The 23059-nt window shown below is 64.8% G+C and carries 21 protein-coding genes; 5 read left to right on the top strand and 16 right to left on the bottom strand.

Annotation, left to right across the window (positions count from 1 at the left end; genetic code table 11):
- The first annotated feature begins 164 nt into the window (after positions 1–164).
- Both SLQ33_RS10255 and SLQ33_RS10250 read left to right on the top strand, forming a co-directional pair.
- Positions 165–875 carry an FkbM family methyltransferase gene (locus SLQ33_RS10255; RefSeq protein WP_319453708.1) on the top strand — a complete coding sequence of 237 codons (711 nt, stop codon included), beginning with the start codon at positions 165–167 and terminating at the stop codon, positions 873–875.
- Complete coding sequence (locus SLQ33_RS10250) at positions 872–1939, top strand: glycosyltransferase family 4 protein (RefSeq protein ID WP_319453707.1); 1068 nt, start codon at positions 872–874, stop codon at positions 1937–1939. The genes SLQ33_RS10255 and SLQ33_RS10250 overlap by 4 nt, the downstream gene beginning before the upstream one ends.
- Here the strand turns inward: SLQ33_RS10250 and SLQ33_RS10245 are convergent.
- From SLQ33_RS10245 to SLQ33_RS10225, 5 genes are all read right to left on the bottom strand, one after another.
- A complete protein-coding gene (locus SLQ33_RS10245) occupies positions 1936–2481 on the bottom strand; it encodes a hypothetical protein (protein ID WP_319453706.1) in 546 nt (181 codons plus the stop codon). The genes SLQ33_RS10250 and SLQ33_RS10245 overlap by 4 nt on opposite strands.
- 54 nt (positions 2482–2535) lie before the next feature.
- Positions 2536–3360 (bottom strand): class I SAM-dependent methyltransferase, encoded by an 825-nt coding sequence (locus SLQ33_RS10240; RefSeq protein WP_319453705.1) that lies wholly within the window; start codon positions 3358–3360, stop codon positions 2536–2538.
- Between the two features lie 24 nt (positions 3361–3384).
- Positions 3385–4713: a UDP-glucose/GDP-mannose dehydrogenase family protein gene (locus tag SLQ33_RS10235; protein ID WP_319453704.1), complete on the bottom strand. Its 1329-nt coding sequence runs from the start codon at positions 4711–4713 to the stop codon at positions 3385–3387.
- 47 nt (positions 4714–4760) lie between these two features.
- Complete coding sequence (locus SLQ33_RS10230; RefSeq protein WP_319453703.1) at positions 4761–5999, bottom strand: glycosyltransferase family 4 protein; 1239 nt, start codon at positions 5997–5999, stop codon at positions 4761–4763.
- A 98-nt stretch (positions 6000–6097) separates the two neighbouring features.
- Complete coding sequence (locus SLQ33_RS10225) at positions 6098–7657, bottom strand: sugar transferase (RefSeq protein ID WP_319453702.1); 1560 nt, start codon at positions 7655–7657, stop codon at positions 6098–6100.
- Between the two features lie 825 nt (positions 7658–8482).
- Between SLQ33_RS10225 and SLQ33_RS10220 the strand changes: the two genes are divergently transcribed.
- From SLQ33_RS10220 to SLQ33_RS10210, 3 genes are all read left to right on the top strand, one after another.
- Positions 8483–9001, top strand: coding sequence for a low molecular weight phosphatase family protein (locus tag SLQ33_RS10220; protein ID WP_319453837.1), 519 nt, complete (start codon positions 8483–8485; stop codon positions 8999–9001).
- Between the two features lie 91 nt (positions 9002–9092).
- The gene (locus tag SLQ33_RS10215; RefSeq protein ID WP_319453701.1) at positions 9093–9797 is read left to right on the top strand and encodes a YciI family protein; all 705 of its coding nucleotides are present in this window, start codon (positions 9093–9095) and stop codon (positions 9795–9797) included.
- Between the two features lie 10 nt (positions 9798–9807).
- The gene (locus SLQ33_RS10210) at positions 9808–11037 is read left to right on the top strand and encodes an RNA polymerase sigma factor (protein WP_319453700.1); all 1230 of its coding nucleotides are present in this window, start codon (positions 9808–9810) and stop codon (positions 11035–11037) included.
- Between the two features lie 504 nt (positions 11038–11541).
- On the opposite strand, the gene SLQ33_RS10205 is transcribed toward SLQ33_RS10210, so the two are convergent.
- The 11 genes from SLQ33_RS10205 to SLQ33_RS10155 form a co-directional block, all read right to left on the bottom strand.
- Positions 11542–12909 (bottom strand): flippase, encoded by a 1368-nt coding sequence (locus SLQ33_RS10205; RefSeq protein ID WP_319453699.1) that lies wholly within the window; start codon positions 12907–12909, stop codon positions 11542–11544.
- Complete coding sequence (locus SLQ33_RS10200; protein WP_319453698.1) at positions 12906–14000, bottom strand: polysaccharide pyruvyl transferase family protein; 1095 nt, start codon at positions 13998–14000, stop codon at positions 12906–12908. Before SLQ33_RS10200 ends, SLQ33_RS10205 begins: the two co-directional genes overlap by 4 nt.
- Entirely contained in the window at positions 13997–15049 is a 1053-nt protein-coding gene (locus SLQ33_RS10195; protein ID WP_319453697.1) for a nitroreductase family protein, read from the bottom strand. Before SLQ33_RS10195 ends, SLQ33_RS10200 begins: the two co-directional genes overlap by 4 nt.
- 229 nt (positions 15050–15278) lie before the next feature.
- Positions 15279–16022, bottom strand: coding sequence for a glycoside hydrolase family 16 protein (locus tag SLQ33_RS10190; protein WP_319453696.1), 744 nt, complete (start codon positions 16020–16022; stop codon positions 15279–15281).
- Positions 16023–16024: 2 nt separating this feature from the next.
- On the bottom strand, positions 16025–16906 hold the full coding sequence (locus tag SLQ33_RS10185; RefSeq protein WP_319453695.1) for a glycoside hydrolase family 16 protein: 882 nt from the start codon (positions 16904–16906) through the stop codon (positions 16025–16027).
- Positions 16888–17640, bottom strand: coding sequence for an alpha/beta hydrolase (locus SLQ33_RS10180; protein WP_319453694.1), 753 nt, complete (start codon positions 17638–17640; stop codon positions 16888–16890). The genes SLQ33_RS10185 and SLQ33_RS10180 overlap by 19 nt, the downstream gene beginning before the upstream one ends.
- Positions 17641–17648: 8 nt before the next feature.
- Positions 17649–18809, bottom strand: a complete 1161-nt coding sequence (locus tag SLQ33_RS10175; protein ID WP_319453693.1) for a glycosyltransferase family 4 protein — start codon at positions 18807–18809, stop codon at positions 17649–17651.
- Entirely contained in the window at positions 18809–20053 is a 1245-nt protein-coding gene (locus tag SLQ33_RS10170) for a hypothetical protein (RefSeq protein WP_319453692.1), read from the bottom strand. The genes SLQ33_RS10175 and SLQ33_RS10170 overlap by 1 nt, the downstream gene beginning before the upstream one ends.
- Positions 20046–20936 (bottom strand): glycosyltransferase, encoded by an 891-nt coding sequence (locus SLQ33_RS10165; RefSeq protein WP_319453691.1) that lies wholly within the window; start codon positions 20934–20936, stop codon positions 20046–20048. Before SLQ33_RS10165 ends, SLQ33_RS10170 begins: the two co-directional genes overlap by 8 nt.
- Before the next feature lie 19 nt (positions 20937–20955).
- On the bottom strand, positions 20956–22671 hold the full coding sequence (locus SLQ33_RS10160; protein WP_319453690.1) for a hypothetical protein: 1716 nt from the start codon (positions 22669–22671) through the stop codon (positions 20956–20958).
- Entirely contained in the window at positions 22668–23057 is a 390-nt protein-coding gene (locus tag SLQ33_RS10155) for a hypothetical protein (protein WP_319453689.1), read from the bottom strand. Before SLQ33_RS10155 ends, SLQ33_RS10160 begins: the two co-directional genes overlap by 4 nt.
- Between the last annotated feature and the right edge of the window lie 2 nt (positions 23058–23059).

Below are 23059 nucleotides of genomic sequence, written 5' to 3'. Positions count from 1 at the left end.
TGTCGGCAACATCGCTGCGCCGACCCGCGCGGCACCGTACCGTCGCCCACATACTCCAGACGGCGTGGAGCAGAACAGATCTACGAGCTCGAAGGGGGGAATGGGGATGCGGGTCCATGCAGTGGGCACCGCGCCCTCAGCTGCTCATGAGATTGAAGCACGAAATGCGACACTTGCTCCACCGCTTCGGGATTGACGTTGTTCGCTTCCCACTGCACGACCCGCTGGCGCGCACGGCCAAACTGCTCGAGCACCATCGAGTGAACTGTGTGGTGGACGTCGGCGCCAACGATGGCGGGTTCGCGACCGCCATCCGCGGACTCGGGTATGCCGGCCGCATCATCTCTTTCGAGCCGCTGCAGGAACCGTTCGAGTCGCTTCGCCGCAAGGCAAGTGCCGACGCCAACTGGGACGCGCTGCAGTGCGCGGTCGGCGATGCCAAGAGCGAGGTGACGATCAACGTCTCCGGCAACGCCGGTCTGTCTAGCTCAGTACTGCCAATGCTGGAATCTCACACGGACGTGGAGCCAAACTCACGCTACGTAGGTACCGAGACGGTCAGCCAAGAACGGCTCGACACGCTGCTCCCCGAGTTGGGTGTGGGTTCGAACAGCCGAACGTTCTTGAAGATCGATGTCCAAGGGTATGAACGGGCGGTGTTGGACGGCGCCTCGAGCCTGTTTGCAGACGGTGCGATCGTCGGGCTGCAACTGGAGCTGTCGCTAGTGCCGCTCTACGACGGGGCGATGACATACCGCGAGGGACTGGACCGCGCTGAGAGTCTTGGGATGACGCTCATGGGCCTGGATCCGGTGTTCGCCGACCCGAATTCGGGTCAGCTGCTGCAAGCCGACTCGGTCTTCTTCACAACGTGAGCGACGTGCGGCTCACCCTGATCGGTCCGATGCCTCCGCCCATAGACGGGCAATCGATGGTGATGTGCCACATGGTCTCCGAACTCAGGCCGCACTTCACCCGGATGCGAATCGCGGACATCAGCGCAGGAGACGCCGTCAGCTGGCTCCGTCCAGTTGTCAAACTCCGCAGATCCGCCAGTGCGTGGTGGTCGATCCCGCGCTCGGATGCGGTGTACATCGCAGTCAAGGCCGGACAAGGGATGTGGCTGACCACAGCCGCAGCTGGCCTGGCGCGGCTAGCGGGGGTGCGAGTATTCCTGCATCACCACTCGTATACCTATGTCCGAGAACGCAAGCCCCGAATGGTGGCGCTGACACGCGCCGCCGGACCGCGCGCACACCACATCGTCTTGTCGAAGTCCATGGCGAGCGAGCTGAGGGCCGTCATGCCAGAGCTTCGTCGATCGCTGGTCATCGGCAACGCCGGGTTGGTTGATAGAACGCTGCTGGAGCTACCACTCAAGGCCGACGGCGTTGAGCTCGTCCTCGGCCATCTGAGCAATCTGTATCTCGAGAAGGGGATCGCCGAAGTCGTCGATCTCGCATCGGCGCTTCATCAGTCCGGGACCCGGGTTCGGCTCGTCGTCGGCGGTCCCACCGTCGATGGGCAGTCACGCCGACACCTCGATCGCGCCGCGCGAGAACTGGGTGAACTGTTCGAGTACCGGGGGCTGCTGACCGGCCAGGCGAAACGCGACTTCTTCGAGGACATCACACACTTCGTCTTTCCATCGCGCTACGCCCACGAATCGATGCCGTTGGTGCTCTACGAGGCGATGGCGGCCGGCGCCGTATGCGTGACAGCCCGGTGGGGGTCGATATCGGAGCAGCTGGAGGGCAGTCCGGGCGTGCTCGCAGGAAGTGTGGATTCGTTCGTCGAGGAAACGCTGCCGGTACTCGTCGACGCTGGCGCCTCAACCGCCGACTCTCGTGAATCCAGACAGGCGTATCTGCGGGCCCTCGCTGAATCCGAAAGGCAGCTGGCGGATTTCGTCACGCTGCTCGCAAGCCGGGACTGCTAGACCTCGCACAGTCCCGTCTTCGTGCAGAGCTCGTGACACCAGGCGAGGACTTCGTCGCTCTGCTGGCAGTACGACGGGTCCTTGCTGATGTTGGTCGCCGCCTTCTGCTCCTTCTTTGCCGCCTGGCCGGCTGGCGACATCGCCGAGTTCCCCGGCTTTCCGGGTGCAGCAACGCCCTCGTTGCAGTTCAGGTTGATCAGGACTTCGTTGCCCCGGGTGCCGCCGCTGGAATCGAGGAAACTCGATTTCGAGGAGCTGACGACAATGCAGTCGTCAGTGGCCAACCGGTCTCCGCTCACTGTCGCTATCACCGGCGTCTGGTGATATTGCGCAATGGTCGCCTTGGCATCGGCATACGTTTGTCCGGCATAGGGATCCGCAGACGCAACACCGGAGCCGAACACCCCCATCGAAACCGTTGCCGCAGCGACCGCACCAGCGATACGCACAATGAGAAACTTCATGAACGCTCCCCCCTTGAAATCAACGTTGCCCGAAAAGAATCGTAGCGGCGAACGACGCGTGACGGTGCCGAAATGCACGGCAATACGTCGATTTGATTCGTTGCGCCGAAGCTCAACAGACGCAAATGCACACTAGTGGGCGTAGTCACGCGCCACCATCCCAAAGGTGTTAGGCGGCACATACTTCTCGCAAATTAGCTGAAGTTGCGGGGATTGGGTCGAGAAATATCGATCCACCTCGACATCGGCAAACCGTGTGCGGAATAAATCATGTATCGCGAAGTCATCGACACCCTGACGGACCACGTGGTATTCGACCAGATCGGACGGCTCCGAATCAGAGTAGACACCGCGCAATCGGCGCCAACGAGTCGCCAATCCCCGTCGCAACTCGCCCTGCGTAATTCGCCACCCGAAATACGACCCCCACGACAGAACTCGCTCCCAGCGTTTCTGCCGCGGATACCACACCGGATCCTGAAATGTGACGACCGTTCCGCCGGGGCGCAGCACCGTGTCGCAGAGTCTGGTGATCACGCCAAGATAGTCGGGGATGTGATGAATCACCGATATCAACAAGATGACGTCGTACTGCGTCGCTTCCTTGAAAGGAGCATTGCCGTCGACGTCGTAGACGACTCGCACCGCGTCGACATCACGGTACCTTTCAGCGAGATAATCGAAGCTGGCCCTTGACATCTCGGTGACATTGGCCGTTCCTCCTGCGGCAAGAACGGTGTCCGTGAAGAAACCGTGCCCCGCTCCGATCTCAAGCACCGCACATTCGTCTTGCCGCTGCAAGATGTTGGTGATCGCGCCGGTGATCCGACTATCGATCCGCGTCCGCAGTGCGGTGTGGCGCAGGTGCGGGCTGCCCACGGTGTAGTCGTGACCATCCCCGTGGGCGCCGTCTTGCGACCGCTCAACTGCGCCACGCCGCCCATCGCCAAGCGTCATCTGCTCGTCCCACTCACCACTCGCTCAACGCCTACCCATTCCTCGGTACAGCCATCCTGAGCTGCGCCACTTCGCCTGATCGAGGCAATTTCTGCCGTCAATTATGTTCCGGCGGCGAACAATGGGATCCAGGTGTGCTGGTTCGAGCCGGCGGAATTCCTCCCACTCCGTCAGCACGAGGGTGACATCTGCGCCGTCACATGCGGCGGTTACGTCGTTTGCGTACTCCAATGTCGGAAACACTTTTCGCGAGTTCTCGATTGCTTTGGGGTCGTATACCGTGACCGCGGCACCTTGTAGCTGGATCTGTCCGGCGATATTCAAGGCCGGTGAATCTCGTATGTCGTCAGAGTCCGGTTTGAACGCCGCACCAAGCACCGCCACCCTCGCGCCAATGAAGGAGCCCCCTGCGACCTCTCTTGCCATTTCCACCATCCTTGTCCGGCGTCTCATGTTGATGCTGTCGACCTCGCGCAAAAACGTTAATGCCTGGTTGGCGCCGAGTTCACCAGCGCGCGCCATGAAAGCGCGGATATCCTTGGGTAGGCAGCCTCCACCGAATCCAATCCCCGCATTGAGAAACCGTCGTCCGATCCGGTCGTCGTACCCAATGGCGTCGGCCAACTCCGACACGTCGGCGCCAGCTGCTTCACAGAGCTCTGCCATGGCATTGATGAACGAAATCTTGGTGGCGAGAAACGCATTCGCGGCCGTCTTCACCAGCTCCGACGTCTCGCGATCAGTGACCAGGAACGGAACACCTTCTCGGAGGATGTCGCTGTACACCTCGCGAGCGACTTCCTCAGCCCGCCCTCTGCGTTCAACGTCGACACCCAACACGATCCGGTCCGGATGCAGAGTGTCCTGCACCGCAAAACCTTCACGCAGGAATTCGGGATTCCACGCCACCTCGACGGCGTCGCCAATCGGCGCGAGCCGTTGCGCCACCTCGCTCAGCCGCGAAGCCGTCCCCACCGGCACCGTCGACTTCCCATAGATCACGGTCGGCCTTCTCAACAATGGCGCCAAAGTCGTGACGACCGAGTCCACGTAGGTGAGGTCGGCCGCGAGCTCGCCGCGCTTCTGCGGAGTCGCAGCTCCGACGAAGTGCACGTCGGCGAAATCCGCTGCTTCCGCGTACGAGGACGTGAATCGGAGCCGCCCGGCCTCAAGATTCGCCTTGAGCACCTCGTTTATCCCCGGCTCGAAGAACGGAGCTTCGCCCGCGGAGAGCATTGCGAGCTTCGCTTCGTCGACGTCCACGCCGATGACTTCATGTCCCAGTTCAGCCATGCACGCAGCATGGGTCGCACCGAGATAGCCAGTGCCGAAAACCGCGATGCGACAACCCATTCACGTTCCTCCTTAACTCTCCGACGAACTCGCACAACGTCGTGCGTCTACCCGTATGCAGCACTCCTTCGCGACACGCGGCCGGCGCGCTCACTTGCCACGTCTCGAATCACGCGCTCAAATGCGGTCATCGCCGCATCCGCAGTCAAGAATTCCCTGCAATGGCGACGCCCGGCGGCACCCCATGCCGCTGCTGTTTCGCGGTCCTCCGACAGCTGCAGGGCCATCGTGAGTAGTGCGTGCGGATCCCCAGCAGGCACCACGACACCAGCGTTCGCCTGCTCGATCTCTCCGGCCGTTATCCCTCGTGCGTCGGTGGCCGCAAGTATCGGTCGCGCGGCATCGAAGTACGACGTGAGTTTGCTTGGCACAGACATTGCTGCGACGCCAGGCAGCTCGTTGACCAACAGGCAGTCGGCGGCGGCGAGGGCGCACCGATAGTCGGCATCGTCGAGTGGGTCGACAAACTGTATCCGGTCGATACCCCGTGCCAACTGTTCGAGCCCGGCCCGCTCGCTACCGTCGCCAACGAGGACGAACTGGATGGGTGCTTGCCGCTCGTCAGCCAATCGTGCTGCCTCCACGACATTTTCGAGGCCCTGTTTCTTGCCCATGTTTCCGGTGTGCACTGTGAGCAGCACGTCGGCTGGCCACCCGAGCACCGCTCGCGCATCGCGTTGACGCATCACGGGTGACGGTCTGAGATGGGTCCAATTGCGGATGACGGCGATGCGCTCAGATTTGACGCCTAGGTTCGCAGCGAGGTACTCCGCGAACTTCGGGTGAATCACTACGACCCGGTCGGCAGCACGAAGTACGAATCGTTCGACGAACCTGGTGACGAGTGCCGTGAGTCCGCCGCCCTCCTTCGTCTCAGCCAAACCGAGTGTGTAGATGTCCTGCACCCACACGACAAGGCTTGGGCGCGAAGGGGTTAGCCGGATGCGCAACACCGCGAGCGCTGTGGCGAAGAGCGCTGGGGAAACGGCGACCACCACCGATTCGGAACCGAGGCTGGTGGAAAGCAATCTCAAGCCAAAGCTGAGCTCCGATAGCAGCCGGCGTAGCCCTCTCGGCGGTCGTGGCACGAAATGCCGTAGTCGATGAACGGTGACGCCGTCGATGGTTTCGGTACGCCGCCACTGTCCGTACCCCGGCCGAATCTTCCATTCGGGATAGTGCGGGTGCGCGACATGCGCCGTCACGCGATGCTCCCGAGCACTAAGTCCAGCTGCCAGGGCACCCGTATACGGCGCGTTACCCGTCTCCTCCGGGGGAAAGTGCATGCTCAGTATCGACACTCGATGGCCGGGCTCGGCGTGACGACCGATGGTCCCGGCTCTGCTGACGAAGGCAGACGACGCCAGTCTGCGCACTGTGACGTTCAACGTCCGCGGTAGAACAAGACCTCGCGAAACGTCCGCAAGATGATTTTGATATCCAGCCAGAGCGACCAGTTCTCGATGTAGAAATTGTCGTATCGCGCGCGGTCAGCGATGGACGTGTCCCCCCTGAGCCCACTGACCTGGGCGAAACCGGTGAGCCCGACCTGAACGCGGTGACGGTAGGCGTATCTGTCGAACTGCGTGGAGAACTGCTCGACGAAGTGCGGCCGTTCTGGCCTCGGTCCTACTAGCGTCATGTCGCCGCGAAGGATGTTCCACAGCTGCGGTAGCTCGTCGATCGAGGTGCAGCGCAGGAACCGTCCGACGGGACCGACCCGATTGTCCGTGGCCACACACCACGTCGTCTGCGCCTCGAGTTCATTGCTTGGCCGCATCGACCGGAACTTCAACAGCTCGAATTGCTTGCCGTCGCGCCCCACTCTGACCTGCCGGAAGATGACGCCTGGTCCGCCTTCGATCCGCACCGCCAGTGCGGCCGCAATCAGCACGGGCAGCAAGATGGTCCCTGCCATCAGCACGACGACGATGTCGAACCCGCGCTTGATCAGCCACTCCGGCCCGTGGAGATTGAGTTTGCGGATTCGCATGATCGGGATGGAGCCAATGTGGTCGGCCAGCCCGGTCAGGGTGTGAAAGTGATGCATCCGCGGAACGACGAGTAGTTCTGCGCGTTGACATGCCGCGGTACGCACCGCACCGATCAACGCACGTTCCTCGAAGCATCCGTCGGCCACCAGCACGGTATCGGCCCTGGTCCTCGACACCGCCGCGTCCAGGTCAGCTAGGGAACCCAGGCGTGGCAGGTAGCCCTCCGCTGGACAGCGCTCGCAATCATCGACGAAGCCATCCAGCTTGAGTCCGTACTCTCGGTGCTGGGCAAGAACTCTCGCCAGCTCCAGGGCTACCGGACCGCCCCCAATCAGCACGGTGTGATGCCTGGTAATCCCGCATCGGCGACCTACCGCGATGAGCCGTGTTGTCACGACGCGGCCAACAATGACCAGCACGGCGCCCTGGCAAGCCGTTTCGAGGAAGATCAACACCTCCGGCTTGTGGTGCAAATGGAGAATCACGGCGGAAACTGCCGCCACGGCAATCAGCAGCCGAGCAACGATGCTCGGAAACTCGTCCAAGACGCTCAGATGTAGCCGTGCGACGTATCGGCCGCCTTCCGTGAGGAGAAGGGTCGCAAGGAGGGCCATGGTGAGGGTGGAGTAGAGCTGAGGTGGTCGCCATGCGAGCGGAGCCAACATCAAGGCGAAGTCGACGACGGGAACAACCATCCACGCTCGAATGCGGCTGAGGAACCGCACGCCAATGCGCTCCCGATCGGCGACGGCGCCGAGGACAGCACCATTGACTTTGGGAACCGGTGGCTGCGCGGCAGCGTCGTTCGCTCGCAGCGGAGCAACGTCGCGTCGACGACTATCGAGGAACCGGACGGTATCTACGACAGCGCTCCCAACGTCGGGATCGCGAGCTAGGCGCTTGGAGTAAGAGGAAGTAGCCGCCTTGGGCGAGGCGACGATCTCGGTCATGACTGCGCACCCGATGTGACACCAACGAGATTTTCATTTCCGTCGGTCGGCAAATTGCGCCATGAACAGTTCAACGAGCCGACCTCGGCTGCACCCCATGTCAGGCCAACGTTGCCCTCGCGCTTACGCGTACGCTCCCTTACCCACATCACTGCCCCCTGCACCCGTTGGCGACGGACTTTGCCCGTGAGGATGACTGTCACGACGCAGACACTCGCGATTGAGGCAACGACCCAACCACTGAGCAAATGCGATTCCCCCCTCGACCGATGACAGCATATTAACGCCGGCGAACCGATGTGCACAGCGGATTCCTCGAGGTATCACAGAATTAACCAATAGAACCCCGGAAATCACATCAACCAGATTCGGGCACTCGCCGAGCGGACCAGCACGAACGGGCTGAGCAATTCGAGCTAACTTCGAGCAATTCGAGTTACCTAGGCGCAATTCGAGTTACCTAGGGAGCAATTCAAGATATGAGACGGCCCTGGCTCTACCTACCGCCGATCGCTTCCTGGCAAATATTCGATTCGCGCCACTCGCTACTCAATTGAGAGTGGCTCGGGTTGTGCCGTGGACGCGGGCGGTGGGGCGTACGCGGGCTGGGCTCGCGTTGCCTGGCTGGCGTACGTCCCCTCCGCGAGACCACCTCGAGCAGCAGCGACGGCGATGTGGCGGCCCGGGCGTCGAGTCCCTGGAGGTCGCGCGCAGTAGGCTCACCCTGGTAGCGGCCAGCGCGGTGATACGCGGATACTGAGCCCGATTCCCATGTGGTCGTCCGTGCGGAACCACCGGATTCACTACTGAAACGAGGACCCTGCTCTGCACATTTTATTTGTTTGCACTGGAAACATTTGTCGGTCGCCTACGGCGGAGCGAATTGCCGCCGCGTACGGTGCTCAGTTTCGCATTCCGGACTTCCGATCATCCAGCGCTGGGACCCGCGCAATGATCGCGCATCCAATTCACCGCGAGGCGGCGCTCGTGCTTGAAAAGCTGGGTGGTGACGTATCGAACTTCGCCGCAAGACAGCTCAGCTCGACAATTATTTCAGATGCCGATCTCGTGCTCACCATGACAAGGGCGCACCGCGACAGAGTTCTGGAATTGGCCCCACGCCAACTCCACAGAACCTTCATGCTGACCGAAGCCGCCCGACTCGCGTCGGAGTGCAACGCACGAAATATCACAGACCTTGCCGCGCTCCGCCCCACCCTCGCCGGGCGCGAGGTGGCGGACATTCCCGACCCGATGGGTCAGAGCGCCGAATTCTTCGCGATCGTTGGTGCCCAGATTGCCGACCTCTTGCCACCGATACTCGAGCTCTGCCGGCCCGATTGATCCCCTCCAACGTGTCGGATTCGCACGACGCCGTTCGTCGAACGAGTAGAGAGTGGAGCACAGGGTTCCGCTCACTACCCGGAGGTGTCCCATGCACTACTTCGCCCTGCTGCTCACCGCTGAGGCCAATACTTCGCCCGACCCCGAGACGCTGACCGCCGAAATGGCCGCCTATCAGGCGTTCCACACCAAGGCGGCCTCGGCGATCCGCGCCGGCGACGCCCTGACCTCGTCGGCCACCGGCGTGCTGATCACCGGCGGACCCGACGCGCCAACGCTCACCGACGGCCCGTTCGCCGAGGGGGCCGAGGTCGCATGCGGCTACTACGTCTTCGAGGCCGACAACCTTGACGACGCGCTGGAACTCGCCCGCCAGATCCCCGCCGCCAAACACGGTGCGATCGAGGTCTGGCCGATGGTCATGTGGAACCAGCCGGAAAAGCCGCTGGACGGAAGCCACTGGCTGGCGCTACTCCTCGAACCGGCCGAGAACGCCGTGGCACCCGGCTCGCCACAGTGGGAAGCGGGCATTGCCGCGCACGGCGAGTTCGGTGCCGCCGCAGCCGATCACATCAAGGGCGGTGCGGCGCTGCAGCCGCCGGCCACGGCGACGACGGTACTGGTGCGCGACGGGCAGGCCACGCTGACCGACGGTCCATTCGTCGAGGGCGCCGAGGTCGCCAACGGCTTCTACCTGCTCAGCGCCGCGGATCAGGACGAGGCCGTCAAGATCGCGTCCATGATCCCCGCCTCGGCCGTGCAGGTGCGGCAACTGGCCGGGGTCTCCGGGCTATAACCACTGCTGAATGACCAACCTGGACGGCGTCTTTCGACGCGAGTGGGGTCCGGCGGTCGCGGCGCTCGCGCGCTGGTCCGGCGACCTGGACGTCGCCGAGGACGCCGTCCAGGAGGCCTTCACGGAGGCGCTACGGGTGTGGCCGCGCGACGGCGTGCCCGACCGCCCCGGCGGCTGGATCGTGACCGTCGCCCGCAACCGCGCGCTCGACCGGTTTCGCCGCGAATCCGCGAGGGCAGGCAAGGAGCTCGCTTCGGTCACGGACGGCGACGGCGCCCGAATGGAAGGTGGAGACGTGCACCCGGTCCGCGACGACGAGCTGCGGATGATGTTCACCTGCGCACATCCGGCACTCGACTCCGCATCGCGGTTGGCGTTGACGTTGCGGCTGATCTCGGGACTCACGGTGCCCGAGATCGCCCGCGCACTGTTACAGTCCGACGCTGCAGTCGGGCAGCGAATCACCAGGGCCAAGAACAAGATTCGCAGCGCCAACATCCCGCTTCGGGTGCCGCCCGCCGAGCTGCTGCTGGAACGGACGCCGCACGTGCTTGGGTGCATCTACTCGGTGTTCACCGAGGGGTATTGGTCGACGGCGGGCCCATCGGCGATCCGCGACGAACTGTGCGACGAGGGCGTCCGGTTGGCGGGCGAGCTCTGCGCGCTGATGCCGGACTCGCGCGACGCGCAGGCGTTGACGGCGTTGGTACTGCTGCACGACTCGCGCCGGTCGACGCGCGTGGACGCGGGCGGCGGGCTGGTGCCGCTCGACGAGCAGGACCGCAGCCGCTGGGATCGCGGCCGGATCTCCCGCGGGCTCGACCGGCTGCGCTTGGCCGAGGGTGCCGCGGGCGGCTATCTGCCTCAGGCGGTGATCGCGGCGGCTCATGCGACCGCGCAAAGCTGGGCCGAGACCGACTGGGTGCTGATCTGCCTGGCGTACGACCGGCTGCTGACGATCACCGGTTCTCCCGTGGCACAGGCGAATCGGGCGCTCGCGGTCGGCTTCCGCGATGGCTTCGAGGCAGGGCTATCCGCGCTCGACGAAATCGCCGACGATCCGCGGCTGGCGCGGTCCAGTGTGGTGCCGACGATTCGGGCCGACCTGCTGCGCAGAAGTGGACGGTCGACCGAGGCAGCGCAGTGGTATCGAATATCTTTGGAACACAACGGTTCCGCACCCGCCCGCGAGTTCCTGCTCAGGCGCCTTGCCGAGTGTGAAGCGACCATGCAGGGGTGATTCGGGTCAGGCCGCCTTCCGGGCAACGGTGGACTTCGTGGTTCGGCGCGCCGTCGACGCGCCCCGCCGCCATCGTAAGAAGAATCGGGTGCGCACGGTACCGCGCCGGAAGCGATCGCAGCCGCCGACCGCACAGAGCCCGCAATCCGAACCGGGCCGGTGATGCTGGTGGGCGGCTCGTTCGTGCCCGCATGCGCAGGTATCGCTCATTACTCCATGGTCGCCCGCCATGCTGAGGGTCGGGTGAAACCAGCCTGGTGCCTTCATGAGAGCCGGTCGCGGCTCAACCTGCGGCGTCTCCGCTGAGCTTCCGATACCACTTGCGGAGCAACCCCTCGCCCCGAAATCGGTCGCAGCCACCCGCCGGACAGAGCGCACAGTCGGTTCCGGCTCGGTGGTGGGCGTGGGCGGCTCGCGCATGGCCGCACGAACACACGTCGTCGTGCACGCCGACAAAGTACCACCAGGCCGCCGCGGGCCGTAGCCGTCCGTAGCGGCGGCGGGTCAGCCCGCGCCGCGGCGGAGCAGGGCCGCAGGCGCGGTGATGGGGCTGAACATGGCGCGCGTCATGCCGTAGCCCTGGCCCCTGGACTGCCGGCCAAGGAAACACGCGAAGTAGTTGGCTACCGCGTAGGACACGACGGTGGCCAGTGCGGCTCCGTTGAGCCCCCAATGCGGTATCAGCGCGAAGATCAGTGCGATGTTCACGATCGCTCCGACGCCGTGTCGGAGCAGCGACGACCACAGATACCCCTCGGCGACGATCCACTTCGAGTACACCGCACCCATGAACACGAACGGCGACGCCCAGATATGGATCGCGAGCACGTCGAACACCGGTTGAAGATCTGCGCTGACGAGCTTTCTGGCAGGACTGAAGCAGATGACGGTCACGACGATGGCGACGGCGATGCCGCACTGAAAAGCCCTGTCGTAGGCGGTCTGCAGCATGCGGCGGTAGCCCGCATCGGACCCGGTGTTTCGTGAATTCTCGAGCGCGGCAAGCAGTACCGGAAGCGTCGAGTTCATGATCACGATCGGGAGGATGTACGCGAGCTCGCTGGCGCGCGCGGCCAGCGAATAGATGCCGACGGCGGCCGAGCCCAGCAGCGGTTGAATGATGACGATGTCGGCGCGGAGGTTGACCTGGTTGGCGATGCCCGACAGGGCCAGCGGACTGGACTCGCGCAGCATGGACTGGACCTCGCCGCGCGCCGGGCGGTGTAGCACCGGTACCCGGGGATCGCGCCAGAACCTGGCCAGGATCCACATGCTGGTCAACGCGGCCTCGGCAACGTAGATGCCGATGAACAGCCACAGATTCGGGAGCACGAACATACTGACGACTCGGACGCCCAGCGCGAGCGCGACGCAGGCGATGCGGACCGTCGCGACACGACTGCTACGCATGTGCGCCATGTACCAGAGTTCGGGGGCGTCCAGCGCCCGGAAGAACAACGACGTGAGCGCCACCAGCGTGGCCATGGTGGTCAGCGTGTCGCGGCTGGTGAAGCTCACTGCGCCGAGCACCACGTACGCACCGACACAGAACATTTCGCGGATGAGCAGGATCGCCGCCACCGACCTGTTGGCGCGCAGGCCCTCGGCGACGATGTACTTGATTCCGAGGGCACTGAGTCCGGCGGTAGTCACCGACAGCCCAACCGTGCACAAGGCGATGGCATACGAGTAGACGCCGTACTCGTCGAGCGGCAGCACCCAGGCAAGCACGATCGCGAACACGGATCCGCTGGCGGTATTCGCGATCTGTTGCAGCGCGTTCCAGATCGAGTTTTTCCGTACACTTTTGCGGCCGTGCGGATCCCGCGGCGGCAGTACGACGCGATTTCGGACACTTGCCCGGTGGGTCATGTACCTGCGAGGGTGTCGATCGTGCGTTCCCACATGAGCTCGACCTGGTCGGTGAGTTCCGGGAGCCGGTCCTTCTGTCGCATGATGCCCGCCGCGTCGCCGAGCACCCCGGTGAGCGTCTCGTCGGGGTCCATTTCGGGTGTGACCAACCAGTCCGCCACCCCGAAGTCGTCGAGCAGTTCACGATATTTGTGGGACCACCCGAGCGCCATCGTCGGAACGCACTGGGACAGACAGCCGACGACGGCGTGAAAGCGACTGGCCACCGCCACCGACGCCTGCCCGAGCGCGGCCTTCAGCACCCGCGGGTCACGATCGGTGAACAGTGGTGCATCGATGCGGTCGGCGAGTTCCGCTGCGACGCCGCGGTCGTTGACCTCGTGGACGACGACGACGGACACCAGTCCGTGCGCCTTCGCCGATTCGCTGAACCCGGCCAGCAGGTCCAGGTAGCGGTGGCGATCCAAGCCACCATGGGTGAAGAGTTTGGTGTTGGGCACCAGCGCCAGGAACGGCCGGTCCGAGATGGGCCCGATGGTCGGCACCTTGACGGCGATGGTGAAGTCCGGACTGCGCAGGGTGGTGGTACCGACCGCTAGCTGCCGGACGTAGTCCTCACTGACGCGGTCGCGGACGTACACCAGGCTCGCCTGCTCCAGCACTTCGCGGGACCACCGTCGCGTCGGAGCGTTCTCGAATGGCCCGAAGGCTTGGGGCAGCATCACTTTCGGGACACCTCGTCGTGCCCAGCCACGTCCGACCAACGCCTCGCGTCGCGGCAACGACGGGTCGAACTGGTCGGTGTAGTGGAAGCCGGAGGCGTCGACCACACCGCCGATCTCGCGGTCGGCGGTGAGCCCGTAGGCCGTCCGCACGATAGCGGGCGCCGCGTTGCCCGCCAGCGAGCTCAGCCGCGGGAACGTTGGGTAGTAGAGCGTCTGCCGCAACCCGAGCCGCGATCGCACGGCGTAGTCGGTGATGGGCGGCGGGGTCGTAAGCTCGAACCGATCTGCGAGCCGTTCGCACACCGCCTGGAGCATCAGGTGGGCACCCTTGTTTTGCGTGTTCGTCCCGCGGATGTCGACGATCACAGCGCTCGATACCTCCGAATCTCGCCGACCGGCCGTTTCGCCGAAAATGGCACCAGCGCCGCGGGATCGGCGTAGCCGTAGGCGATCAACATCACCACGCGTTCGTAGCTCGCCATGCCCAGCAGCCGGCGCATGTCCGCCTCCCGATCGGGCAGGTCCGGCCAGTTGATACAGCAGCTGTTCACGCCCTGCGACTCGAGTGCGTAGACGAGGCCCATCGCGGCGAGGCAGCCGTCCACGTAGATCAGGTGCCGGTCGCGCCGGTCGAAGAACGCGGCCAGGTTCCCGATGATGACGATGAGGCCGGGGAGCTGATGTTCGTAGCCGTCGGTGCCCATCGGAATCGCCGCGACCTTCGCCGTGCTGACGGGGTCGTCGAAGATCTCGAATCGGTAGGGCTGCCGGTTGCATGCGGTGGGTGATTCGGCAGCGACCTCGACGGCGCGGTCGACGAGGTCGCGCGCCACCGGTTCGGGCGTGAACCAGCGCACGGACCGGCGGCCAGTCGCGAGGTCCTTTAGGTCGTCGATCTTCACGGTGGGTAACAGCGGAGCTGCGAGATGGGGTCCGCTCTCCGGCGACCCAGGATCAAGTGCCGAAAGCGATTCGCCGAAGACCTTGCGCGACTGGATGATCGAGGGGTGCGTAGCGGACGTCGTCACCTGGAAGTACGAAGACAACACGGAGTACATCCAGTTGAACTCGGGGTGCTGGGGCGTCAACACGCCGGAGTTCACCCCGCCGTGGAACGCGTCGACCGTCTCCCCGATGTAGTCGACGGCGAACTGGCTTCGCGTCGGGCGCATCGTGAGGCCCTTCTCGATTCGGTGCACGTTTCGGCGCAACAGGTATGAGTCGGTGCCCGACGCCACGGAGCGTTGGTAGGCGCGAATCCCCCTGCGCACGTAGCGACGTTCCCGACCCAGCGCCGTACTGGTCAGCGCGTAGAACCGCCGACGCATGACCCGGCGGGCCCTGGCGACGAAATCGCCGAAATCTCGAATGCTCGGCGCGTCTCCGTCGGGCGACGCGATGTGGAACGTCTTCATCGTGGGCACCCATCGAGTAGCGGCATACACGAGTCGGCGACTGTGCAGACCCCCGAAGATGACCGGTTCGCTACCCGGACGTCCGGGCGCAGCGGTTGTGTCGATGATACCCAGGACGACCGATCGCCGCCGGGTGCAGACCACCAGTGTTGTGCAGCCCACACGGGGACGTGCTCGACAAGCCGTTGTGTCACTGATGAATTCATGACGATGTGTCCTCCGTGATGGATCAGGTCAGTGGGTATTGGTGGGCCCACGCGACGATCTGTTGACCGCCTTGGGTGACGTCGCCGCCGAAGTTGTCGAGTTGAATGCACAGGTGCATCGCGCGCGGCGGGAAGGTCGCGGGGTCCGTCGAGGTCCACCACGGCTGGCCGTCTAGATAGGCGACGATCCGCTCCGGAGTCCATTCCACCGCCCAGCTGTGCCACCCTGTCGCGTCGGTCTGCACCTCGGCGTGCTCCCACTTGTTGTCGGGCCCGTAGTGCAGGTTGTACTCGACGGATTGCCTTGCCGGATCCCAGATCTCCATGAAGTCGATCTCGCCGCCGATCGGCCAGTCTTCGGCATCGGGCCACAGCAACGCCACGGAGTGGTACCCCTTCGCTCCCGGCGGCGATTGCATGCACACCTCCCACTGGCCATAGGTCTGGCCTGGATTCCACGCCATGCCACCGGAATTCCCCATCGGATCTCCCGTAAGCACGAGCAAGCCGTCGGCGACGGACACCGCGCTCGGGGTGCGACGCCCGTTGCCGACGTGGCCAGGGCCGTCGTACAGCTTCCACCCGGGCAGTGCCGGGTCGTCGAATTCATCGGAGCGGTTCGGTTCACCCCACCCCTGTTGGGCTGCTGCCGTGTTGGGACAGGGTTCGCCGTCGGCGACCGCGGTCGGCGCCGTCACCGTCGCGACGGCCAGAACCGAAGCGGCCGCGATCATCCGACCCCAGAGCATTGATGTGCGCTTGCGCATGGCTAGACCCAGTACCTGATCCAGTCGACGACCATGGTCGCCGGAAATCGCGTCTCCGCTGCGACGGGACCGGGCCAGTCGCCGCCTACCGCGACGTTGAGCACGACGTACATCGGCTTGTCGAACACCCAGTCGGCCCCGGCGGGTGCCGAGGTTTTGCTGTAGCTTCCGACGACGTCGCCGTCCAATGCGACCTTGATCGTCCCTGGCGCGCGCAGGATTTGGTAGACGTGGTAGTCCTGCGCCAGGTTCACGCCTGCGTCACCGTCTGCCGACTGCTTCCACGCCTCCTCGGGATTCTTCACCGTCGGACCGTGAATGGCGTTGTGGTAGCTGGTCCCGGAGTTGACCAGTTCCATGACGTCGAGCTCGCCGCTCTGCGGCCAACCCGCGGTCCAAATGTTGGTGCCGAGAAGCCAGAACGCGGGATGGATACCCTGTCCCTCGGGCATCCGGATCCGGGCTTCGAGGAGGCCGAACCCGATGTCGACGCGGTTACGTGAAACGAGCCGAGCCGACGTGAACCCGTTGCCATTGCGCCGAGCCTCGATGATCAGGTTTCCCGAACCATCCAGACGTGCGTTGCCGGTCGAGTTGGTATAGGTCTGCTGCTCGTCGTTGCCCCAGCCGCCTGCTCCGGTGTCGTAGTCCCAGTACCGGCGATCGGGCGCCGACCACGGGGGCCCGTCGAAGTCGTCCGCACCGGCCAACGTCATTCCCGCCGAGGTGAGTTCGGAATCAGATGCGGGGCGCAAGGCCCGTCCTTGCATGGTGTCGAGTGCGATGACGGAGGCGAGCACCACCGGTACGGCCAACGCGGGGAACAGACTCCACCATTGGCGTTTGCCCCTGCTCGTCGACGGCGTCAAGACTGCAGGAACCACTTCGCGATGTCCTCTGGTTGCACGCATGACGGGTCGAGATGTCCCCCACTGCAGGGCACCACCGAGATGTCGGCCACCGACGCGAATCGATCACGAAACGCGTCCGCATTGTGGGCGGTCTGCACCAAGGTGTCGCCGTCGCTGGCATAGAACCTCATTCGCTTTCCCGCCAACAAGTCTGGCGCGAGCGCGATCGGATTCGACTGTTCCATCGTGCCTTCCGGATACGCTGCGGCGATTGCCTGCTGGTACTGCTCGGGTGCAGACGCGAGATCCAACGCGGGGCTGATCGCAACCAATCCGCGCAGCGTGGGATCCGTCGACTCGGCGAGCAGGTTCACCGCCGCGACGGCACCCATGGACTCCGCTAGGAGATACACCGAGCCCGTCCGGTACTGCTCGCGGGCGACCCGGGCCAGTTCCGCGTAATCGCGCTGCGACCTCGGGTTCCCGAACGAGTTGCCGCCCGCATTGCTCGCGACGACGGCGTACCCGGCGTTGACGAGCAGGTCCGTCAGCGGTTTGTGGTGCTCGTCGAGGAGCACCATCTCGTTCGAGTCCAGTCCGTGGAAGTAGACCACCAGGGCTCGCGGCGCCTCTCCCCGCTTGGCGACACCCAATGTGCCCTGGCCGTCGACGTAGACGCGCGTGTAGTCGTACTCGGTCACCTCCGCCTTCGAGCAACCCACTAGCGTGCCGACGGCCAACGTCGTCGCCAGGAATACCGCGAGCATGCGAAAAATCAAATGCTTGACCACTGAAGTACTTCCCGGTACGTGTCGGCGAACTTCGCCGCCCTAACCTGTGCGGTGTACTCGTTCTCGACCTGCGTTCGCGCCGTAGCGACCATGCGTTCGCGCAGCTCGCCGTCGCTCAGTAGTTCCTCGATCGCGCGTGCCGCCGCGACCGGATCCGCAGGCGCAACCAACATCCCGGTGACTCGGTCGCAGATGAAGTCCAGCGGGCCCCCGGAGGCACTCACCACGACCGGTACCCCGCAGGCCTGCGCCTCGAGGATGATCAATCCGAACGGTTCCTCCACGGACGGGCAGGCCAGCACGTCCACGGATCGCAACACCGCGGCGACGTCCTCTACCGGCGGCAGCGCGCGAAATACCCCGGGTAGCAGGACTTCCGCCATTCGATGCAGCTCGTCGAGATAGCTGCCGTCGTCCTTGCTCGGCGCGCCGACGAGCGCCAGGTGGGCATCCACTCCGCGATGCCGCAACTCGACCACGGTGCGCACCAGCGTGTGCAGGCCCTTCTCCGGGTCGATCCGGCCGATCGCGGCCACCAGCACCCCTTCCGGGTCCGACGTCAATTGGTTCCGCCAGAAGGCTTGTGGCCCACCCGTACTGAAGCGGTCGATGTCGATGCCCTGAGAGATCACCTCTGATCTGCCCCGCGCCCACCGCGGAAGTTGGTCGCGGACGGCATTGCTCGTCGCCACGGCCTTCGATGACAGCGCGACGGCCACTCCGAGCAACGTCCGGCCGATGCCGGGCGCAACGATGTCGTGAAGCTCCACTACGGCGCGTCGGCGGAGTAACCGGCCGGCGAGCGCACAGTCGATGTGCGTGATGATGCTGTTGGAGTGGATTAGGTCGGCATCGACGCGTCGCGCTGCCGTCACGATGCGGATCAGCGCGACGATCGTAAGAAACGGCAGCTTGACGAGGTCGGCCATCGAGTTGAGCCTGGATCCATTGTTGGTCCGCACCCCACGCCGTTCTGGCAGGTCGATCGGAACGAACTCCAGGCCGATGCCGCGCCAACGCTTTTCGAGTTCACCGCCGGGCCGTGCGGCCAGCACCACGGTGATTCCGCGCTCGGCGAGTGCCGGAGCGAGATTGAACAGGCTGTGCTCGGTACCCATGACTTCGCGCGAGTGCGACACCGCCATCACCCGCACCATGACGTGACCGCCTGATCGGAGAAGTGACCGCTCCCAGCGCCTGCCAGGGCCGACAGCGCCTGGCGCACGGTGTCCGATGGGAGCACGTTTTCGTGGAACGACGCGGAGACGACGGTGGTGCGTGACGTCTCGGACACGAGAAACGTGAGCCCGCAGGGTCCGTCGGGCTCGACACCGCCCGCGTAGATCGCGGGCCGACCGGCCACGAACGGGAGCGCATCGATCTGGGGCGGTCGGCCCATGGCACTGAACGTAACCCTCACCGGCGCAGCCGAATCCACCACCCGCGGCTCGGCGCGGCCGGACCGGATCGAGCGCGTCGCCATCGCCTGCGTCGCGAGCGGGCGGCCGGAGGTCACCGTCGCCTTCAACGTCCTGGTGACGTCGCCAGGCCCGTAGCGGTGGTCGATGCTCAGCGGCACCCCGGCGACGAAGTTGCCGTCGAGCAAGGGGTTCGACAAGTACCGGCGCAGGTCCACGACTACCGAGACATCCGGGGCGACGCAGACCCCGGAGGCATTCAGGGCTCGGAGCAGCCGGCTGATCACGACACCGAGCCAGGAAGCGTTCGGCGTCTCGCGCCGCGCCGCGCCGATGAGCTCGTCCCTGTCCTCGGCAGGGATGACGGCGGCGAGCGTGCGTCGCGCGGGCGCCCACGCGACGGGGGCAACAGGGTCCGCGTCACCACGGGTTGGTCTGTCCGCCAGCGCCTCCCGTACCAGGCCTGGGTGGCGTCCGAAGGTTCGCAGGATCGCGGAGCCCAGCGGGAATCGGTGGCTGGGGCCAATCGCCCAGGGGTACGGCTCTCCGGTGATGGCGGTGTGCAGCACCGCCGCGAAGATCTCGTTGAAGGTGCGGCCGTCACCGATGGCGTGCGACATCCGTAGCCCGAGGTAATCGTCGAATCGGATGAGTGCCAGCGGCTGACGCAAGGACGGATCGCCGTCGATGCGGTCGAGCGTCGCCCCGATCGAGGTGACGTCGACGTCACCGCCGTCGACCACGATGCCGTCGGCTGCGGTGGGTCCCGAGGGAATCGTCCAGCGCCGACGGCCGTCGTCGCACCCCCAGGCCAGGCGACAAGCCGGGTACCGCTCGGTGAGCGTCACGACCGCACGCTCCAACGCCGCTCGCGACGGCATCTCGAACGGCCCACACAGCGCCGCCACTCGCGCGTCCCGCCACGGCTGGTCGCGCAAGTGCACCCTTCGGGTGGTCCGCTTGTCAGGCACCGGCTGCTTCAATCGCGCGTGGGGGCAGGAATTCGTGGCGCGCGCGCTTCGCCCGCCAATAGCCCAGCAAATAGACTGTCGAGATGGCGAGCCCAGCCAGACTCTCCGAGGGGCTCGTTGCGATCATCCTTTGCACACGCTCCCTGAGCATGCCGAAGACCGAGTCCCACTTGCCGGTGATCGGCGATTCCGGAGATTCATAGAGCCATTCGAGGTAGGCCGCGCTCTGTCCGTAGCGATGCCACTGACTGGCCAGGTCCCGAAAAGAGCTCCGCGGTTCCCATTCCATGAGCTCCCGCCGATCGACGGCCAACTCACCCAGCGAACGTTCCTGGATTCTCCAACAGATGTCCGCGTCGGCGCCGCTGCGCATCGCCCGGAAGCCGCCGACATCGCGGAATGCCGCAGCGTTGATGCCCAGGTTCGCCGTCGGAAAGTAGTCGAGTCTGCCGCGCACGCCGATATAGCTGTCCAGGCTGAACGGCTGCTGGCCTGCGGCGACCTTCGCCGCCACGGTCTGTCCCGTCCTGGTCCGAGTGGCCGTGCAGGACATGGCGACACCCGGTTGCGCATGCATCTGCCGATGGCTGTCCATCAGGCCTGGGAGCGGCCGGCAGCGCCCGTCGATGAACAGGAGGATGTCGGCCGCCGAAGTCCTTGCAGCCATTTCGCGCGCGTGATAGGGGCCAGAACTCGACGTCGTGGTGTGCACCTGAGCACCGAGTTCCCTTGCCGTCTGGGCGGTTCCGTCGGTGGAGGCGTCGTCGACCACCGTCACGACGTCGACACCGCTACACTGCGCGATCAACGGGGACACGCAGAGGTGCAACTGGTCCGCCATGTTGCGGATGGGAATGATCACTTCGATCGACTTGTCAGACATCTGCCCTCTCCTGTCCGCGCTACCGGCGTTCGACGTCGTGCTGGAAGATCGTCACGCCCTGGTCGTCGTAGACCTGCACCCAACGGGGGTCGTCGTGGATGCGCTTCTTGAGATTCGGCAGGGCGTCGAGCGGAAGGATGCCGAAGTACCACGCGTAGAGGCGCATCTGTTCGGTGAAGACGAGATAGGTCGACGCGTCGTAGCGACTACCGATCGTCTCGATGAACTTCTGATAGTCACGGTCGCTGTCGAAGTGTGACCCCACCAGGTTCGCCGCGAAGATCATCGGATCGTCGAAATGGTCGTTGAAGCGCGCGTATTCGACGTATCGCCAGGTACTTCGTTGGGGCCAGACCGGCGCCGCCACCGTCAGGTAGGCGGGAAAGTCGGCCTGTGCGAGCACCGTCTGCGATGCCGACACTTGTTCGCGGGGCATGATGTTCGCGAACCAGCCGCCGAAGTATCCCTGCGCCGAGAACACCGTCGCCACTGACAGCAGCACCGAGGCGATCCCGAACTTCAGCCGGCTGGACCGCAACATCCCAGCGAGTACCGGGGCCAGCACGATCGAGCAGCCGAGCAACGAATAGAGGAAGACCCGGAAAATGGCCTCGCCGCCGTAGCTTTGACCGCCGAGGATGAGCATCGGGCTGAGCGCCAGCACGCCGAGCGCGAAGAACGGTTGCTTTCGTCGCCACCGGACCAGCAGCACCAGCGCCGTCGACACCCACACCGTGCCGGACAGGATCCGGACCGCGAAGCTGGTGGTGCGCTGACCGACGCTTCCCACGGTGGGCACGTTGGACTTTGCGTTGTCGACGATGTTGCCGGAGAAGAGGCTGTACTGGTCGACTTGGTCGTAGTTGAACAGCAGGAAGCCGATCGCGATCACAGCGAGGATAGGCACGATCCACCACGGCTTCATGCGCTTGGTGACGACGAGCAGTCCGATCGCGAGCAGCAGCCAGAAAGGAGTCAGTTGGTGGCTGATGGTCACGGCGGTGAAGATCACCACGATCAGCACGACACCGGTCGGGCGGGTGCGCGATAGTCCGATCAGCGTGACCAGTCCGGCCGTCAGGACCATCGCGAAGGCCTGCGGCGAATAGTAGTCCTGGGCAACCCAATTCAGCGTTGCCGCCAGGAACGCGGCCGTCAGCGCTGGAAGCTTGTCCAGGTCCCATACCCGCGCGGCAACGTAGACGAGGCTGACGAACAACAGATGGAAGAGCGGGGTGAATCCATGGGCCAGCGTGACGGGCTCGATCCCCGTCAGATCGGACAACCATGCCGTCACGCCGAAGACGCCGGGCCAGCTGTGGTAGACGTCGACGCCACGCGCCAGTGCGTGTTCGTGCTGGATGTAGTCGACGACGCCGAGGTGCTTGTACGTCCACGAGTACATCGGGCTGTCGGTGGCGACGAGTGCGGGCAGGCGTTGCACGGCGATCATCAGGATCGTCGCCGCCACCCCGGCCCGGAAGTCTGCGCTGCGCACGCACAGGCCGAACGCCACGGCGGTGATCACCATCGAGCACACGAACAACGGCGATGCCGTGGCCAGCAGACCGTACTCGCTGATGCCCGCGGTGCGCAGCGTCGTCGCGCTGTACGCGAAGGCGACGGTGGCGATGACGATCAGCGCCCAAGGCAGCGTGACGCGCCGAGGGGTGCCGACGTCACGTACGTCGGGAGGCGTCGGAGTCTGCTCCGGAGCGGTGTTCAGTGCGGTCAAAGTGCCAGTTCCCTTGGCGCGGCGAGGCGGTGGCGGCGGATCAGCCCACCCACGAGCGTCGCGACCGCCATTGCCAGCAGGATCGGCAGCGGCGCATAGACACCGAACAGGAGCAGTCCCGAGACGATGAGGATGCTCACCGCGATCCCGACGACGGGGACCAACGCACACAACACCTCGGTGGGAAGGTCACCAAACCAGGACAGGATCAGGCTCCCCGGGCCGATCAGGACGAAGGCGCCGATCAGTATCAGGAGCACCGCACCGGGCAGCACGGGGACGGCACCGAGGAAGCCCGCGATGGCGGCACCGATCGCCAGCAGGGCGAGCCGCCCTGGAACGGCTTTGCCCCACAGGTTCTCCGCCATCATGCGGTGGCGGCTCACGT

Source organism: Mycobacterium sp. RTGN6 (assembly GCF_033804605.1).
GTDB lineage: Bacteria > Actinomycetota > Actinomycetes > Mycobacteriales > Mycobacteriaceae > Mycobacterium.
This window is presented reverse-complemented; position numbering and strand designations above follow the sequence as displayed.